This is a genomic window from Pseudomonas sp. JC1203, from assembly GCF_056175065.1.
Window position 1 is genome coordinate 132,817 of the sequence record NZ_JBWCAM010000013.1, and the last position, 15,390, is coordinate 148,206.

General features: G+C 62.3%; 13 protein-coding genes. 8 read left to right on the top strand and 5 right to left on the bottom strand.

The genetic code is table 11. From position 1 onward, the window contains the following. Window positions 1-159: 159 nt before the first annotated feature. Complete coding sequence (locus tag AC0SZ7_RS19850) at window positions 160-597, bottom strand: hypothetical protein (protein WP_475505984.1); 438 nt, start codon at window positions 595-597, stop codon at window positions 160-162. 111 nt (window positions 598-708) lie between these two features. Between AC0SZ7_RS19850 and AC0SZ7_RS19855 the strand changes: the two genes are divergently transcribed. After that, window positions 709-1,149 (top strand): universal stress protein, encoded by a 441-nt coding sequence (locus AC0SZ7_RS19855; protein ID WP_475505985.1) that lies wholly within the window; start codon window positions 709-711, stop codon window positions 1,147-1,149. A 75-nt stretch (window positions 1,150-1,224) separates the two neighbouring features. Here AC0SZ7_RS19855 and AC0SZ7_RS19860 read toward each other — a convergent pair whose 3' ends face one another. Further along, window positions 1,225-3,147: an ATP-binding cassette domain-containing protein gene (locus tag AC0SZ7_RS19860; protein WP_475505986.1), complete on the bottom strand. Its 1,923-nt coding sequence runs from the start codon at window positions 3,145-3,147 to the stop codon at window positions 1,225-1,227. Window positions 3,148-3,348: 201 nt separating this feature from the next. On the opposite strand from AC0SZ7_RS19860, the gene AC0SZ7_RS19865 reads away from it, so the two are divergent. Beyond that, complete coding sequence (locus AC0SZ7_RS19865) at window positions 3,349-5,277, top strand: transglycosylase SLT domain-containing protein (RefSeq protein WP_475505987.1); 1,929 nt, start codon at window positions 3,349-3,351, stop codon at window positions 5,275-5,277. A 109-nt stretch (window positions 5,278-5,386) separates the two neighbouring features. On the opposite strand, the gene AC0SZ7_RS19870 is transcribed toward AC0SZ7_RS19865, so the two are convergent. After that, window positions 5,387-6,190: an MOSC domain-containing protein gene (locus AC0SZ7_RS19870; protein WP_475505988.1), complete on the bottom strand. Its 804-nt coding sequence runs from the start codon at window positions 6,188-6,190 to the stop codon at window positions 5,387-5,389. Between the two features lie 118 nt (window positions 6,191-6,308). Then, entirely contained in the window at window positions 6,309-7,235 is a 927-nt protein-coding gene (locus tag AC0SZ7_RS19875; protein ID WP_475505989.1) for a chemotaxis protein CheV, read from the bottom strand. A gap of 520 nt (window positions 7,236-7,755) precedes the next feature. Here AC0SZ7_RS19875 and AC0SZ7_RS19880 point away from each other — a divergent pair. The 3 genes from AC0SZ7_RS19880 to AC0SZ7_RS19890 all read left to right on the top strand — a co-directional run bounded on the left by AC0SZ7_RS19880 (window position 7,756) and on the right by AC0SZ7_RS19890 (window position 10,340). Further along, a complete protein-coding gene (locus AC0SZ7_RS19880; RefSeq protein WP_475505990.1) occupies window positions 7,756-8,211 on the top strand; it encodes a hypothetical protein in 456 nt (151 codons plus the stop codon). 582 nt (window positions 8,212-8,793) lie between these two features. Then, window positions 8,794-9,684, top strand: coding sequence for a sensor histidine kinase (locus AC0SZ7_RS19885; protein WP_475505991.1), 891 nt, complete (start codon window positions 8,794-8,796; stop codon window positions 9,682-9,684). Continuing rightward, on the top strand, window positions 9,681-10,340 hold the full coding sequence (locus AC0SZ7_RS19890; RefSeq protein WP_475505992.1) for a response regulator: 660 nt from the start codon (window positions 9,681-9,683) through the stop codon (window positions 10,338-10,340). The genes AC0SZ7_RS19885 and AC0SZ7_RS19890 overlap by 4 nt, the downstream gene beginning before the upstream one ends. A 33-nt stretch (window positions 10,341-10,373) precedes the next feature. Here AC0SZ7_RS19890 and yegS read toward each other — a convergent pair whose 3' ends face one another. After that, complete coding sequence (gene yegS, locus AC0SZ7_RS19895; protein ID WP_475505993.1) at window positions 10,374-11,267, bottom strand: lipid kinase YegS; 894 nt, start codon at window positions 11,265-11,267, stop codon at window positions 10,374-10,376. 372 nt (window positions 11,268-11,639) lie between these two features. Here yegS and AC0SZ7_RS19900 point away from each other — a divergent pair, with 372 nt between their 5' ends. The 3 genes from AC0SZ7_RS19900 to AC0SZ7_RS19910 all read left to right on the top strand — a co-directional run bounded on the left by AC0SZ7_RS19900 (window position 11,640) and on the right by AC0SZ7_RS19910 (window position 15,379). After that, complete coding sequence (locus AC0SZ7_RS19900; protein WP_475505994.1) at window positions 11,640-13,076, top strand: undecaprenyl-phosphate glucose phosphotransferase; 1,437 nt, start codon at window positions 11,640-11,642, stop codon at window positions 13,074-13,076. Between the two features lies 1 nt (window position 13,077). Beyond that, window positions 13,078-14,532: a mannose-1-phosphate guanylyltransferase/mannose-6-phosphate isomerase gene (locus tag AC0SZ7_RS19905; protein ID WP_475505995.1), complete on the top strand. Its 1,455-nt coding sequence runs from the start codon at window positions 13,078-13,080 to the stop codon at window positions 14,530-14,532. 76 nt (window positions 14,533-14,608) lie between these two features. Beyond that, on the top strand, window positions 14,609-15,379 hold the full coding sequence (locus AC0SZ7_RS19910) for a polysaccharide biosynthesis/export family protein (protein ID WP_475505996.1): 771 nt from the start codon (window positions 14,609-14,611) through the stop codon (window positions 15,377-15,379). The last annotated feature ends 11 nt before the right edge of the window (window positions 15,380-15,390 follow it).

Genomic DNA, 15,390 nt, shown 5'->3' on the forward strand with positions numbered 1-15,390 from the left:
GAAATAAAAAGAAAGGAATTTTGAAATGCGCGGGCGTAAGATCGCTTCGCGACTACACTTGCGACCAAACACGCGAAAAATGTCTTACCGGCCTGCCTGGCCACCCCCAGCCCGACGCAGATTATCGGGCTTTTTATTGCCTGGAATTCGGGGCCCCGCTCACGCGAGGGCTTTCAACACCTGGTCTATGGCCACCAGCACACTCGCCTCCCCGCGCTCCCCCCAATACAGGGCGATCAACTGTTGACCTGCATCAACCTTGTAGACATTACCCGGCAACGTGGCGAACTGTGCGAGTAGTATCGGGTCTTCACAGGGTTCACGCCATTGGTTGAGCCAGGTACCCGGCTCAGTCTGCCAGTAACAGAAACGCGCCGCCGTGGCCGAGCGCCGTGGTCGGCAGTACTGGGCGCAGGGGCTGGGAGGTTGCTGGGGCAGCCAGTGCGGCCACTCCTGGGGCATCAGCTGCATGGCCAGGCCCAGGCGCCGCGCCTCCATGCGCAGGGCCATCTGGCCACTCTGCTTGCGCGAAGGGCGCAGCCACACCAGGGGGCTTAAAACCAGCGCAAGGATTGACACCACTATCCATACCGTCATATGACTGTGCACCCTGTAAAACTTTTAGAAATGAGTTGGTTAGGACACGCGTAAACAGACCGACTTGAAACAGGCCATACTTGAACTATCGCCACGTCAGGAGAGCTTTCCATGCCCTACCACCATATTCTGGTCGCCGTCGACCTGACCGAAGAGTGCGATCCGGTGATTCACCGGGCCCGCGAGCTGTCTTCCAGCCAGGACGCCAAGCTGTCCCTGGTGCACATAGTCGAGCCCATGGCCATGGCCTTTGGCGGCGACGTGCCCATGGACCTGTCGCAACTGCAGCAGCAGCAGTTCGACCAGGCCAAGGAACGCCTGGAGCGCCTGATCACCAAGTACCCGGAACTGACGAAAGAGAACTGCCACCTGACCTACGGCCAGCCCAAGCAGGAAATCCATGGCCTGGCCAAGGAAAAGGGTTGCGACCTGGTGGTAGTAGGCAGCCATGCCCGCCACGGCCTGGCGCTGTTGCTGGGCTCCACGTCCAATGACGTGTTGCATGGCGCGCCATGCGATGTGCTGGCGGTACGCCTGAAGAAGCCCGAGTAATCGCAGCGCCCCATCGCGGCCAAGGCCGGCTCCTACCGGTAGGAGCCGGCCTTGGCCGCGATGGGGCAACACGGATCAGGCGTCGAGCTCAGCCCAACGCTCCACCATCTCGTCCAGCTTGGCCTGGGCCAGTTCCAGCTCGGCGATCACCTTGGCCGTCTCGGCCGCCGGCTTCTGGTAGAAACCCGAATCCGCCATGGTCGCTTCCAGCGCGGCAATCTTCTGCTCCTGGGCGTCGATCTCACCTGGCAAGGCTTCCAGCTCGCGCTGCAGCTTGTAGCTGAGTTTCTTCTTCGCAGGGGCAGCAGCTTCCACTGCCGGTGCCACGACGGCCGCCGGAGCAGTCACCACGGCGCTGTTCAGCTCGGCCTTGCCCGACTTGTTCTCGGTGACACCCAGCAGCTTCGGCGAACCACCCTGGCGAATCCAGTCCTGGTAGCCGCCCACGTACTCGCGCACCTTCCCTTCACCTTCGAAGACCAGGGTGCTGGTGACCACGTTGTCGAGGAAGGCCCGGTCGTGGCTGACCATCAGCACGGTGCCCTTGAAGCTGGACAGCACTTCTTCCAGCAGCTCCAGGGTTTCCACATCCAGGTCGTTGGTGGGTTCGTCGAGGATCAGCAGGTTGGCCGGCTTGCTGAACAGCTTTGCCAGCAGCAGGCGCGCACGCTCGCCACCCGACAGCGCCTTGACCGGCGTGCGGGCACGCTGCGGGCTGAACAGGAAGTCGCCCAGGTAGCTGAGCACGTGGCGGTTCTGGCCATCGATCTCGATGAAGTCCCGGCCTTCGGCCAGGTTGTCGATCACAGTCTTTTCCAGGTCCAACTGGTGGCGCAACTGGTCGAAGTAGGCCACTTCCAGGCGCGTCCCGGCCTCAACCTTGCCACTGCTGGCTTCCAGGTCGCCCAGCATCAGCTTGAGCAGCGTGGTCTTGCCGGTACCGTTGGCGCCCAGCAGGCCGATACGGTCCTGGCGCTGCAGCACCATGGAGAAGTCCTTGACCAGGAACGGGCCACCCGGGTGAGCGAAGCTGACGTTGTCGACCACCATCACCTGCTTGCCGGATTTCTCAGCGGTATCCAGCTGGATATTCGCCTTGCCCTGACGCTCGCGCCGCTCGCCACGCTCCACGCGCAGCTCCTTCAGGGCGCGCACGCGACCTTCGTTGCGGGTACGGCGGGCCTTGATGCCCTGGCGAATCCACACCTCTTCCTGGGCCAGGCGCTTGTCGAACAGCGCGTTGGCGGTTTCTTCGGCCGCCAGCATCGCTTCCTTGTGCACCAGGAAGCTGGCGTAGTCGCCGTTCCAGTCGATCAGGCCGCCGCGGTCCAGCTCCAGGATGCGCGTGGCCAGGTTCTGCAGGAAGGAACGGTCGTGCGTGATGAAAAGCACGGCGCCGCCGAAACTGCTCAGGGCCTCTTCCAGCCAGGCAATCGCACCGATGTCCAGGTGGTTGGTAGGCTCGTCGAGCAGCAGCAGGTCGGGCTCGGACACCAGCGCCTGGGCCAGCAGCACACGGCGGCGCCAGCCACCGGACAGCTGCGCCAGGGTCTTGTCGGCCGGCAGTTGCAGGCGGCTCAGGGTGCTGTCGACCAATTGCTGCAGGCGCCAGCCATCGCGGGCCTCGAGGTCCGACTGGACGTGCATGAGCTTGGTCAGGTCTTCATCGGTGACGATGTTCTGGCTCAGGTGGTGATATTCCGCCAGCAACGCGCCCACACCATCAAGGCCTTCGGCAACCACGTCGAACACGGTGCGATCGTCGGCCACCGGCAGTTCCTGCGGCAGCTCGCCGATCTTCAGGCCCGGCGCACGCCAGACCTCGCCTTCGTCAGGCTTCTGATCGCCCTTGACCAGGCGCAACATGCTGGACTTGCCAGTGCCGTTGCGACCGATGATGCAGACCCGCTCTCCACGGGCGATCTGCCAGGACACTTTGTCCAACAACGGCATCGCGCCGAAAGCGAGGGACACATCGCTTAATTTGAGCAGGGTCATGTGTTTCTCCAAAAACCGGGCGCGCATTCTACCTGACTTGTGCGCCCAGCACAGTAAATGCCGCCATATGGGCCGGACGGTCTGAATTCATCTTCTGTTACAAGCACAATGCTTTCATCGGCTACCCGCAACCGGCTAAGCTAATGGGAAATCAGTGCAGGCAACGCCGCACTTGTCATGCCTTATCTGCACGGATGTCTCATGCGCGGTCGCCTGTCTAGCCTCTTGTCTTGCCTGCTGCTCTCTGCCACCGCCGTCTCCTGCGCCCATGCAGTGGACCTGACCACCCAACGCCAGTATTACGACGAGGCCAAGCGGGCCCTGGCCAAGGGTGACAGCGGCCCCTACTACCGGTACGCGCCCCTGCTCAGCGATTACCCGCTGGAGCCATACCTGGCCTATGACGAACTGACCGCGCGGCTGAAAACCGCCAGCAACGACGAGATCGAGAAATTCCTCGCCGCCCATGGCGACCTGCCCCAGGCCAACTGGATGAAACTGCGCTGGTTGCGCTGGCTGGCCGAACGTGGCGACTGGGACACCTTTGCAAAATATTATGACGCCAAGCTCAACTTCACCGAGCTTGACTGCCTCAACGGCCAGTACCAGCTGGGCCACAACCTGAAGGCCGAAGGCTACGCCAGCGCGCAGAAACTGTGGCTGACCGGCAAGACCCAGCCCGACGCCTGCGAAGCACTGTTCGGCCTATGGGCCGCCGATGGCCAACTGACCGAAGACAAACGCTGGCAGCGCCTGAAGCTGGCCGCCCACACTCGCAACTACGCGCTGGCCAATGCGCTGGTGCCTACCCTGCCGACCCTGGGCAGCCAGGGCCGCCTGTTGATCAGCGTGGCGCAGAACCCCGAACTGCTCACCGACCCGTCGCGCTTCCAACCTGCTACCGAGGCCATGTCCGACGTGGTCGGCCTGGGCCTTCGCCGGTTGGCAAAGCAGGACCCGGACCGGGCCATGCAGATGCTCGACGGCTACGCCAGCAGCATGCACTTTTCCCGTGACGAAAAGGTGGCTATCGCCCGGGAAATCGGTTTGACCCTGGCGCGCAACTACGACCCGCGCGCCCTCGACCTGATGACCCAGTACGACCCCGAACTGCGCGACAACACCGTCACCGAATGGCGCCTGCGCCTGCTGCTGCGCCTGGGCCGCTGGCAGGACGCCTACGACCTGACCCGCCGCCTGCCCCAGGACCTGGCCGCCACCAGCCGCTGGAAGTACTGGCAGGCACGTAGCCTGGAGTTGGCGCAGCCACAGAACCCGCAAATCCCCTTGCTGTACCGCAACGTGTCCAAGGAGCGTGATTTCTACGGCTTCCTGGCGGCCGACCGCACGCAGGCGCCCTACTCCCTGACCAACCGCCCACTGATGATCAGCCAGACGCTGATGAACAAGGTGCGCAACACCCCGGGCATCCGCCGCGCCATGGAGCTGCTGGACCGCGGCCAGGTGGTGGACGCGCGTCGCGAGTGGTACTACGTGAGCAACCTGTTCAGCCGCGACGAAATGGTCGCCCAGGCCAAGCTGGCCTATGACATGCACTGGTACTTCCCGGCCATCCGCACCATCGCCCAGGCCCAGTACTGGGACGACCTGGACATTCGCTTCCCCATGGCCCACCGCGAGACCCTGGTGCGCGAAGCCAACAACCGTGGCATCCATGCCAGTTGGGCGTTCGCCATCACCCGCCAGGAAAGCGCATTCATGGATGACGCCCGTTCCGGCGTTGGCGCCATGGGCCTGATGCAGTTGATGCCGGGCACGGCCAAGGAAACCGCGCGCAAGTTCAGCATTCCGCTGGCCTCCCCGCAGCAGGCCATCGACCCCGACAAGAACATCCAGCTGGGCGCCGCCTACCTGAGCCAGGTGCACGCCCAGTTCAACGGCAACCGCGTGCTCGCCTCCGCTGCCTACAACGCCGGCCCCGGCCGGGTGAAGCAGTGGCTGCGCGGCGCCAACCACCTGAGCTTCGACGTGTGGGTGGAATCGATCCCGTTCGACGAGACCCGCCAGTACGTGCAGAACGTATTGTCGTACGCAGTGATTTACGGCCAGAAGCTGAACATCCCGCAGCCAATCGCCGACTGGAACGAACGCTTCTTCGACGATCAATAACCCCGTGGCTGCAACTGTCTTCGTGGGAGCTGGCTTGCCAGCGAGCTTTCAGGGCCTCAACAGCTCGCTGGCAAGCCAGCTCCCACAGGCCTTTGGCCGCTGCTACGGGTTATTCGAGGATGGTGACGGGCATGCCGACTTCCAGCTGCCCTACGCCATCATTCACCAGGTTCTGCCCGAACATCACGTCGCCGTCCACCTGGCGGTAGGTCTTGAGCGTCGCCAGCGGTTCGCGGTCTTCACTGCGCACCCCGGTGCTGGGGTCGATGGTGGTGAGGATGCACCGTGAGCACGGCTTCACCACGCGGAACTCCACCTCACCGATACGGATGCGCTTCCAGCCATCTTCGGCGAATGCCTCGCTCCCGGTGACCACCAGGTTGGGGCGGAACCGCAACATTTCCAGTTCACGCCCCACGCGGCCCGACAGGTCATCCAGCGACGCCTGGCCAATCAGCAACAACGGAAAACCATCGGCGAAACCCACGCGGTCACTGTCCAGGCCGTAGCCGGACTGGGTACTGCGCGCACGCTCGACGGGCACCTGCACCAGGCGGGTAGGCTTGCCTATAAAGGAAGACACCCACGCAGCCGCCTCGTCGCCGGCATCGGGCACGCGCAAGGTGTCGCGCCAGATGGTCACGCCGCGCAACGGCGCGTCGTCACCAGGGGTAGCCACGAACAGCGGCGCAAGCCCTGGCGCGGAGAGTTGCAGCCCGGCACCGGCTTGATGCGCGGCGCCCAGCTGACTCATGTGCGCCTCGGCGCGCTGGGTAAGGAAGCGCCCACTGGCCTCGTCCACCAGCATCCAGCGGCGGTCGCCGGCCAAGCCAAGGCTGTCCAGGGCTGATGCCTGCAGAGGCTCGGCGATGGCGGATTTCAGGGGGTAGCGGTAGAGGGCGCTGAGGTGCATGGCGGCTTCCTGCGGTCAATTAGACCGACAGTTTATCACGCCACTTCTTTGTGGGAGCTGGCTTGCCAGCGAGCTGTTGACGCCCTGAAAACTCGCTGGCAAGCCAGCTCCCACAAGATCAGTTATCCAGCATCAGGCGCTGGCGCACTACGTCCACCAGCTTGTCGGGCTGGAATTTGGAAAGGAAGTTATCGCAACCCACCTTTTTCACCATCGACTCGTTGAAGCTGCCCGACAGCGAGGTGTGCAACACCACGTACAAGCCACGCAAACGCGGGTCGTTGCGGATCTCGGTGGTCAGGCGGTAGCCGTCCATCTCCGGCATTTCCGCGTCGGTGAACACCATCAACAGTTTTTCCGTGAGGTTCTCGCCGGCGTCGGCCCAGGCCTTGAGCATGCGCAACGCCTTCAGGCCGTCGCTGGCCACGTGCATCTTCACCCCCAGTTGCGAAAGGGTGTCGCGCAGCTGCGCCAACGCCACGGTAGAGTCATCCACCAGCAGCACTTCGCGGCCACGCGCACGGGCCAACACCGGGTCTTCCAGCTTCTCGCGGGAGACCTTGGCGCTGTAAGGCACGATCTCGGCCAGCACCTTCTCCACGTCGATGATTTCGACCAACTGGTCGTCGACCTTGCTGATGGCCGTCAGGTAGTGCTGGCGGCCGGCACTGGTGGGCGGCGGCAGGATGGCTTCCCAGTTCATGTTGACGATGCGGTCCACGCCTCCCACCAGGAACGCCTGCACCGAGCGGTTGTACTCGGTGACGATGATCGTGCTGTTGGGGCCGGGCTGCAGGGGGCGCATGCCGATGGCCTGCGACAGGTCGATGACCGGCAGCGTCTGGCCGCGCAGGTTCACCACACCACATACGTAAGCGTGGCGCTGGGGCATCAGGGTCAGCTTGGGCAGCTGCAGCACTTCCTGCACCTTGAACACGTTGATGGCGAACAATTGCCGGCCAGCCAGGCGAAACATCAGAATTTCAAGGCGGTTCTCACCCACAAGCTGGGTACGTTGGTCTACTGTGTCGAGAATGCCGGCCATCGATGACTCCTGGGGACGTTGCTAAGGTGATCTGACTAGGGTTATCGGCAGCGTTTGGCTGATCTTGAAGACCGACGAAATACACGCTGGCGAGCATTGATGTCACATTAACATCATGCTTAACTGATCGCATTGCCCCCGCTGAACAATTAGATACAAAACTGCTAAACACCCTCCCCTGTTATCAGGGATTCCCCTATAGGCAATCGGGCGAAACCTGATATTCGCAATATCCAATAGCCATTAATGTGACGCCATTCTCAATGCATGAACGGAGTCAGGCGTTTGTTTGCTCTCTTTTTATCCCCCGATTGCGGCTTTCGGAGCGGCAATGAGGGCCTGATTTCATCTCTCCCGGCTCAGACAATGTGTCTAGCATGTGGCTCGCAGGACACATTGAAAATGACAGCGCAAATGCCAGCCGCCCGTTCACGGATGCAGCTAAGCTTGAGTGGCCAGATACAAAATTCGCACGGACAGCACGCAATGACCTGGTCCGCACGGAGTTGTGGAGATAAACATGCTGAATGACGCTCAGTGGTCATGTGCCCTGCCCGACTTTCTGGTCGACGCCCAGGCCATGCTGAACAAACTGCAGGAATGCCTGAGTCACCTGGAACTGATCCGCAACGATCAGGACGCGGCTGACTGCCTGCTGTACACCCTGGAAAGCCTCAGCCGGCGGGCCCAGGGCTTGTCACTTGAGGAAGTGGCAGCATTTTGCCAGCAGCTGCAGCAGCTGCTTCACCTGGCCAAACCCCGCAATCGTTTGGAGGGGTCCACCCTCAAGGCGCTCAACGAATGCCTGACCCTGCTGGCCTGGCAACTCGAGCTCATCGACCCGCGCACCGGCCAGTTGAGCATGGACAGCGACGAGCAGACCGCCCTGGTGGAAGCGCTGGCGAGCACCATTGACTGCGAGCACGCCCCCGCCCCTGGCAAGCCGAACCTGCACCTGGACCGACGGGCCATGTGAGGCCCTTTGCATCCGCTTTGTCGTCGTTTTCATACACCGCGCACGTGCGCGGTAGAACTGTGCGTTCATGAAATGACCAGCCATTCACCTAGGGCCCCATCAGTTATTCCCCTAGGTACAACCACCCCCTGGTTTCTGTAACTTTGGCATTACACTCGAAGTTACCCGGAGTGCCTGTTTGCCCCATAATTGTGCGTTTTTGTCTATTGACCGAAGTTGATCAAGGCAACTCAGTGGCCGCTCGATGAACGTTGCCACTTGAATGCCGGCAAATGATGGCATTGTGCTTTCCCAGGAAATCCAACCCATAAGCCTTTACATAAACCTGACTGTTCGGACATCCATTCCCGAACAGGCGACCAACTGTTGATGAAGTGATACCATGGCAGACCAATTTCCCCCACGGACCGGATGCCCTGACCACCTGACACTTGAACCGTGTCACGGGGAATCAGGCTATATTTTCTATACAGTTGCATCTTTCACCGATGGCGCTACATCACGGGCATGGAGCCTTGGAGACAGGTTTCAACAACGCCTTAACCGGTTATCAGCAGCGACTATTTCTTGGCTCCGTTCTCTATGTACGCCAGTTTCAGAAAATACACACCGTGGCCAATGGGCGTGCACCAGATGCGCTGGCTGACGGTTTTGCTGTGCCTGTGTTCACTGCTGGGCAATGCGTGGGTATTCGCCACCGGGGGCAACGTGCCGGCGAGCCTGCTGGCCATCAATATCGCGGCCATGCTCAGCGTCTGGCTGCAGCACCGCCACGCGCAGAAGTCCATTGCCTTCAAGCCCCAGGAGCTTGCCGACCGCCTGCTGGAAGTGCAGGAAAACGAACGTCACCGCCTCAGCCGCGAGCTGCACGATGACATCGGCCAATTGCTCACCGCCGCCAAGATGCAGTCCGACTGGCTGCAACGCAGGCTGCCCAACGAGCTGGAAGAAGGCTTCGCGACACTGCGCGACACCATCGACGAAACCCTGACCAAGGTGCGCGACGTCTCGGCCATCCTCAACCCGCGCCAACTCAACAGCCTGGGCCTGGAAGCCAGCCTGCGCGCGCACCTGCTGCGCACCCTGGAAAACACCCAGGTGCACTGGACCCTGGAATGCCATCAGGCCATGACGGGCATTCCCGAGGAAATGGCAGTCGCGGCCTTTCGCATCACCCAGGAGGCGGTGACCAACCTGTTGCGGCATGCCCAGGCCGACAACCTGCTGGTGCGCCTGCAACGCACACCCGAGGGCCTGCACCTGTACATCACCGATGACGGCGTGGGCTTTACCCCGGTCAACGACCCTGCACGCCACGGCCTGCGCGGCATGTGCGGCATGCAGGAGCGGGCGACGCTGATCGGCGGCTGGCTCAAGGTCAGCAGCCAGCCAGGCCAGGGCACCCAACTTGAAGCACTCTTCCCCTGGGCGCCCCGCGCCTTGGAACGAGCCAAACTCGGCAAAGGCCTATGATCTGCAAATTATTGCTGGTGGACGATCATTCCCTGATCAGGGCGGGCGTGCGCGCCCTGGTGTCGGATATTCCCGGTTACGCGGTGGTGGGCGAGGCCAGCGATGGCGCCCAGTTGGTGGACATGGTGCAACGGCTGGACCCGGACATCGTCCTGCTCGACCTGTCGATGCGCGACACCGGTGGGCTGGAGGCCCTGGGCCGGCTGCAAGCCACGCGGGCGCGCAGCAAGGTGTTGATCCTGTCGATGCACACCGACCCGGAAATGATCATGCAGGCGCTGGAAATGGGCGCCCATGGCTACCTGCTCAAGGACACCACCGCCGTGGAGCTGGAACAGGCGCTGGACGCCCTGCGCGGCAACGAGCGCTATTTGAGCCCGGCGATTGCCCACACGGTGATCAACCAGGCGCTGATCCGCGTGCAGACCAGCCGCCCCGAGCAGGCCGACAACCACAACCTCACACCGCGCCAGCTGGAAATCCTGCGTTTGATAGTGCGGGGTAAATCCACTCGGGAAATTGCCGCAGGCCTGGGCCTGAGCGTCAAGACCGTGGAAACCCACCGCTCGCAGATCATGAAACGCCTGCAGATATTCGACGTGGCCGGCCTGGTGCTGTTTGCCGTGCGCGAACGCATCATCAGCCTCGACGATTGACGCAGGGCGCACTCAGGGCCTGAACCACTCGTATTATTGCGACAACAGCGGTGAATTCGCCGGCAGGTGCACTTTCAAGGCGCCCGGCCGGGCACTGAAGCGCAGGCTGTCGCCGCTCAGCGGTTCACCGTCGAGGTTGATGTCCAGGCCCTCGGCGCTATGGATCTCTACCCAGGGCAGGCGTGCCCGGACGAACATGTTGTCCACCCCCAGGCCACCGGCCAGCAGGTCCTTGAGCGTGGAAAATACCTCGGTGGGCGCCGGCAGGATACTCACGTCCAGCAGCCCGTCGTCGGCCAGCGCCTCAGGGCACAGTACATGGCCACCACCGGCCTGGCGACCGTTGCCGATGCCCAGCGCCAACAACTGCCCTTCCCACTCGAACCCAGGCCCACGCAGGCAGCCATAGGCCGGGCGCAACTCGGCAAAGCGCGACAGCCCGGTGAACAGGTACGCGGCGCCGCCCAGCACCTTTTTCAGGTCATCCGAGGTGTTGGCGGTCACCTGGCTGCCGAACCCGCCGGTGGCCATGTTCAGGAACACCTGCCCGCCTACCTCGCCCAGATCCACCGGCCGCGCCGGGGCATCCAGCAGCGCCAGCGCCCCGGCGCAGTCCAGCGGCACCCCGGCAGCGCGGGCAAAATCGTTGGCGGTGCCCAGCGGCATCAGCACCAGGCTGGCATCGGTGTCGGCCTGGGCAATGGCCTCGGCCACGTCACGCAGGGTGCCGTCACCGCCACCGGCGATGATATGCGGGTACCCCGCAGCCAGCGCTTCGCCCACCAGGCGCTGGGCATCCCCGCCTTCCCAGGTCAGGCGCACGGCCAGTTCGCAACCCGCCGCCCGCTGGGCTTCCACTGCCCGCCGCACCTCTTCGTTCAGGGCCTGCTTGCCATGCAGAATCAAAAATGCCTTGCGCGCTGCCATGCTGCCTCCTTTTCGGGAACGCCCCGAAGCCCATTTCGACCACACCCTTGTCAAAAAAAGCCATACAGATGTTTGGTGATTGAATTTTTTTTTGGCGCTTTGCGCTTTTTAGATTCGCAAGGCTGTGTTTCATGGACTTTACTCAGGTTTCAAAGTGCTACGTGGGCCTATTGCCTTTATCGAGCCTGCGATTGTAGATTTAACCCCATAACGGAAAAATGACGCGCAAACCCCCGCCAAAAACAAAACGACAAAAAATTGCCACCAAGGATGGGATTCAGCGACAAACAGTCATACCTGCAATGGACAATGGATCTGCCGCAATTCTTGTTGTCGGCCTTGGATCACCAATGGTCTGGAGGGAAGGGATTTATGCGCTTGCAACCCGTGGACAGTCTGCTGCTGACTCGCCCCAGTATGGTCGAGTATTTCCTGTTCGCTATTCGTCTGGTCCACGGCCTCACCGCCATTGTCCCTGGCTTGCTGATTCTGTTGATTGATTCGAACATCAAGCCCGGCGCCGTGAAGGACGACCTGGCCGTACTGGTGTTCTTCGGTTTCCTCAGCGTGCTGATCTTCCAGGCGCTGGGCGTGTACGCCGAATCGATCTTCAGCAACCGCCTGCGCTTCCAGACTACTTTCTATGCCTGGGCATCGGCCTTCTGCCTGCTGCTGTTCATGCACCGCGCCCTGTCGCTGTTCGATTTCATCAGCAACCTGCAACTGGCGATCTGGTTCATCGGCACCTTCATTCTGTTCGGCATCGAACGGATGATCATCCTTACCCTGTTCCAGCAGTTGATGGTGCGCGGGGTGTTCCTGCAGAACGCGGTGATTCTGGGCGCCACCGAAAACGGCCAGCGCCTGGCCGAATACCTGCTGCAGCACCAGGACATCCGCTCCGGCGTGGTCGGTTTCATTGATGACCGTATCGCCCGCCTGCCCAAGACCCTGGTCAACCTGCCGCTGCTGGGCAACAGCCAGGACCTGGAACAGCTGATCCGCGAGGAGAAGGTCACCCAGGTGCTGGTGGCCATTCCCTGGTCGGCGGAAAACCGCATGGACTACATCATCCGCGAGCTGCGCCGCTTGCCGGTGAACGTGCTGCTGGTGCCGGACATGGTCGCGTTCCGGCACTCGCACAACCGCATCACCGAGGTCGCCAACCTGCCGATGTTCAACGCATCCGAGGTGCCGCTGCGCGGCTGGTCGCCGTTCTTCAAGCGCCTGGAAGACATGCTCATCTCCAGCCTGGCGCTGGTGGCGCTGTCGCCGATCATGTTGCTGGTGGCCCTGGCCATCAAGCTCGACTCGCCTGGTTCGGTGCTCTTCAAGCAGAAGCGCTACGGCTACAACAACCGCCTGATCGAAGTGTACAAGTTCCGCTCGATGCACCAGCACCAGGCTGACGCCAACGCCGACAAGCAGACGGTGCGTGGCGATTCGCGCATTACCCGGGTGGGCCGCTTTATCCGCAAGACCAGCCTTGATGAGCTGCCGCAGCTGTTCAACGTGTTCGGCGGCAGCATGTCCATGGTCGGCCCGCGGCCGCACGCCACGGCCACCAAGGCGGCCGGCATCCTGTTCGAGGAAGCGGTGAAGGAATACACCTCGCGCCACCGGGTCAAGCCGGGCATTACCGGCCTGGCGCAGATCAACGGCTACCGGGGCGAGACAGACACGCTGGAAAAGATCGAGAAACGCGTGGAATTCGACCTTGAATACATCGAGAACTGGTCCGTTTGGTTCGACCTTTACATCCTGTTCCGCACTGTTCCGGCAGTGCTCCTGACGCGCGAGGTTTATTGAAATGGGCACGCTCATTCCCTGCATTATCGCCGGCGGTGCTGGCACTCGGCTGTGGCCCGTTTCGCGCGAAGCGATGCCCAAGCCCTTCATGCGCCTGCCGGACGGCGAAAGCCTGCTGCAGAAAACCTTCCTGCGCGCCGCCGGCCTGCCCGGCGTGGAGCGCCTGCTGACGGTGACCAACCGCGAGGTATTCTTCCGCACCCTGGACGACTACCGGCTGCTGAACAAGGGCGGCGCGGGGCTGGACTTCATTCTTGAACCGTTCGGTCGCAATACCGCCCCGGCCATTGCCGCCGCCGCCCTGCACACCGCACGCCTGTACGGCGAGGACGCGCAACTGCTGGTGCTGCCGGCCGACCACCTGATCACCGACCTCGCTGCGTTCAGCAAGGCCGTGGAGGCTGCCCGCAGCCTGGCCGACCAGGGCTGGCTGGTGACTTTCGGTATTGTCCCCAGCCGCGCCGAGACCGGCTTTGGCTACATCGAGAAGGGCCAGGCCCTGAACGAAGGCGGTTTCCAGGTGGCACGTTTCGTCGAGAAGCCCAACGCCGTCACTGCCGAGGAATACCTCAAGGGCGGCCTGCACCTGTGGAACGCCGGCATGTTCTGCATGCGTGTCGACGCCATCCTGCGCGAATTCCAGGCCCACGCCCCGGATGTGCTGGAAGCGGTCAACACCTGCCTTGCCGCCAGCCACCGCAAGGACGGCAACCGCGAGATCCAGCTGGAACTCGACAGCAGCGCGTTCGCCAATGCCCCGGACATTTCCGTGGACTACGCGATCATGGAGCGTTCGCAAAAGGTCGCGGTCATTCCCTGCGAGCTGGGCTGGAGCGACATCGGCTCGTGGGAGGCCGTGCGCGAGCTGAGTCCGGCCGACACCAACGGCAACCAGTGCAACGGCGAGACCGTGCTGCACGACGTGCACAACTGCTACATCGATTCGCCCAAGCGCCTGGTGGGCGGCGTGGGCCTGGACAACCTGATCGTCATCGACACCCCGGATGCGCTGCTGATCGCCGATGCCGCACGCAGCCAGGACGTCAAGTTCATTGCCCAGGAACTCAAGCGCCAGGGCCATGACGCCTACCGCCTGCACCGCACCGTCACCCGCCCCTGGGGCACCTACACGGTGCTGGAGGAAGGCAAGCGCTTCAAGATCAAGCGCATCGTGGTGCGCCCCAATGCCTCGCTGTCGCTGCAGATGCACCACCACCGCAGCGAGCACTGGATCGTGGTGAGCGGCATGGCGCGGGTCACCAATGGCGAGCGCGAATTCCTGCTCGACACCAACGAATCGACGTTCATCAAGCCCGGCCACACCCACCGCCTGGTCAACCCCGGGGTCATTGACCTGGTGATGATCGAAGTACAGAGCGGCGAGTACCTGGGCGAAGACGACATTGTGCGCTTCACCGACATCTACGGCCGCGTGCCTGAACCACCCAAGGCCTGACCCCCAACCCCACACGTCGTGACCGATCCGGATTCGCCAGGGAGCTGTATTTCATGCACCACAGGAAGACTGACCAATGAAAAAAGTGTTGCTCATTTTAAGTATTGTCATGCTCGGCGCATGCAGCAATCAGGCGAAAGTTTCATTGCCCAGTAACGATGTGCTGAAAGCAGCTCACCAGGCCGGCGACGCCCTGGCCGGCAAACCGCTGCCCGCGCAGCGCATTCGCCCAGGCGACATTCTGCGGATCGTGCGCAACACCGGGGAGGCACCCTCGATTTCGGCGTTCACGGCCAACACCATCTATGAGCTGACGCTGTTCACGGTGCAGAACGACGGCACCTTCGCCTACCCCTACGTGGGGCAGATCAAGGCCTCCGGCCTGTCCACCGAAGAGCTGACCAAGGTGCTGGAGGGCAAGCTTGAACACGTCTACCGCGAAACCTCGCTGACCATCAACTTCAACGCAACGCCCAGCAACACGGTGTTCGTCGGCGGTTCGGTGCGCAACCCGGTCACGCTGTCAGTGAACGTCGCCACCACCCTGGAGCAGGCCATCGTCGGCGCCGGCGGCGTGCTGTCGGTAGCCGACAGTGGCAACGTTGCCCTGATACGCCAGGAGCCGGACGGCAAGTACAAGACCTATTTCTTCGATTACGCCCAGTCCCTCTACGCCAACAACGACCGCCCACCGGTGCTGTTGCAGCGCGGTGATGTGGTGTTCGTGCCCAAGTCCCATGTGGGCAACGGCATCGAGTGGGTCGACCTGTACCTGAACCAGCTGCTTCCGTTCTCCAAGTCCATCGGCCTTGGCGTGACGTATGACCTGCGCGACAACTCCAACTAATCACGGACCAG